Genomic DNA, 1,534 nt, shown 5'->3' on the forward strand with positions numbered 1-1,534 from the left:
CGCTGATTGCCATGATGGTCGTAAGACACCCTAGGCAAGCAGTGCGGGGAATTGGAGCAGCTATGAATGACCCGATTATTGGCGTGACGCGGACGGGGCGGCGGTCGTTCCCGTTGGCGTTTCGGCTGGATTTCCTGCGGGAGTGGGACACCTGCGTCGAGCGGGGCGCGAAGGTACGGTTGCTGCGAGAGCATGCGCTCGCGTCGGGCACGGTGGAGCGTTGGCTGGCGGCGCGTGCGCGAGGAGAATTGACGGCATCTATGGTCGCCACAGCAGAAAGGTCGTCGCACCGGATGGAGAGCCGAGACCGCGCCGAATTGGCCCGGCTGCGCCTGGAGAACGAGGCTTTGAAGAAGAAAGTCGCACAATCCGAGGCTGCGCAACAGATTCTGGGAAAAGCATTCGAGCTCTTGGAAGGGATCACCACGAGCTCGGAGAACAGTCCGGAGATCCCGCCGACGTTGATGAGCGCGGACGAGTACGCGCAATGGTTGAAACGACACAGGCTCTCCTGACCGAGACGGTGACCGGCTTAGATGGCATTGGCGTTCCCGTCGCAGCCAGCTGCGCGACGGTGGGGCTGGCCCGGTCGACGTATTACCGGCGCAGCCGTGGTTACCGGCACTACAAGCCGGTTCCTAGCCCGCTGCCGCAGGCAAAACGGCAGCAGCCGGCGGCGTTGAGCGCGGACGAACGAGCCACGGTCATCGCGGTCCTCACCGACACGAGCTACGCGAACAAGTCCGTGGTGCAAACGTATTGGCACGCGTTCGACGCCGGCCGGGTGATGTGCTCCCAGCGGACGTTCTACCGGATCGCGAAGGCGCAGCGCCTCGTCGGGGACCGACGCCGAACGAGGACACACGGGTCAAGCTCTCGCCGCACGCCTGCCGTCGCGGCGGACGCGGTCGGGGACCTGTGGTCATGGGACATCACCGAACTGCGCGGCCCGGGCCGGTTGGACCGGTACTACCTGTATTTGGCCATCGACGTATTCTCCCGCTACCCCGTCGCGTGGTGCATCGAATTCACCGAGTCCAAAGCACGCGCCGTGACCCTGTTCACCGAAGCGATCACCGCGCACGGCACCCCGCGGGTCGTGCACTCCGACAACGGGGCTGTCATGCGCTCCCACGACCTCGTCGACTCGCTGACAGCGACAGGCGCGCTGGTGTCCTACTCCCGACCCAGGGTGAGCGACGACAACCCGTTCTCCGAATCACTGTTCAAAACAATCAAATACGACCCCGACTGCCCGAACTCGTTCGGCAGCATCCAAGACGCCCGCGAGTGGACCGAAACATTCCTCCACGGCTACGCCGCCGAACACCGCCACAGCGGCCTCGGCCGGCACACGCCAGCATCCGTTCACGATGGCACCGCCGCCCAAATCCACCAACAACGCCAGAACCGTCTGGACCAGTATTGGGTCGCACACCCCGAACGCTTCAGAAACCGACCCACGGCCCCACAACACCCGCAAAAAACCGGAATCAATACCCACCTGTTGTCTCAGACAGGTTGACAACTACCG

The 1,534-nt window shown here is 63.9% G+C and carries 2 protein-coding genes; both read left to right on the forward strand.

Annotated features, from left to right (window positions below):
- Nucleotides 1–62: 62 nt before the first annotated feature.
- Nucleotides 63–515: a hypothetical protein gene (locus tag E3T54_RS07350; RefSeq protein ID WP_134475159.1), complete on the forward strand. Its 453-nt coding sequence runs from the start codon at nt 63–65 to the stop codon at nt 513–515.
- A complete protein-coding gene (locus E3T54_RS07355; RefSeq protein WP_134475160.1) occupies nt 488–1,525 on the forward strand; it encodes an IS3 family transposase in 1,038 nt (345 codons plus the stop codon). The genes E3T54_RS07350 and E3T54_RS07355 overlap by 28 nt, the downstream gene beginning before the upstream one ends.
- Nucleotides 1,526–1,534 lie beyond the last annotated feature (9 nt).

This window comes from Cryobacterium sp. Sr8, from assembly GCF_004403225.1.
Taxonomy (GTDB): Bacteria; Actinomycetota; Actinomycetes; order Actinomycetales; family Microbacteriaceae; genus Cryobacterium; species Cryobacterium psychrotolerans.

What these genes read in the sequence shown, in the direction of transcription:
- E3T54_RS07350 (WP_134475159.1), top strand. Translation starts at nt 63, where the DNA reads ATGAATGACCCGATTATTGGCGTGACGCGGACGGGGCGGCGGTCGTTC.
- E3T54_RS07355 (WP_134475160.1), top strand. Translation starts at nt 488, where the DNA reads ATGGTTGAAACGACACAGGCTCTCCTGACCGAGACGGTGACCGGCTTA.